General features: G+C 56.3%; 1 protein-coding gene. It reads left to right on the top strand.

Features of this window, described 5'->3' with window-relative positions:
• Nucleotides 1–247 (top strand): DUF2345 domain-containing protein (locus tag SB751_RS33890; protein WP_410749484.1); only part of this gene is annotated, 247 nt, incomplete at both ends.

Here is a 247-nt window from a genome sequence, read left to right as displayed (position 1 = left end):
CAGCCGATCGCCATATCAATTTGGTCAGCGGCCTGAACACGCACATCGGATCTGCTGGAGCATTCATCGTAAATGCCGCCAAGGCAATCGGGATGTTCTCGCAGACGGCGATTAGGTTATTTACCAAGGGGCCCGTGCAGATCCAGTCCCATGACGCGAATGTCGAGGTGATTGCCAAAGAAGTTCTCAAACTATTGGCGCAAGGCGATGTCGAGATCGCCGCGGGCGGGAAGCTGGTGCTCACGGC

This window comes from Cupriavidus sp. SIMBA_020 (assembly GCF_046535395.1).
GTDB lineage: Bacteria > Pseudomonadota > Gammaproteobacteria > Burkholderiales > Burkholderiaceae > Cupriavidus > Cupriavidus campinensis.
The sequence above is the reverse complement of the archived record's forward strand: the minus strand, read 5'-3'. Positions and strand labels throughout refer to the sequence as shown.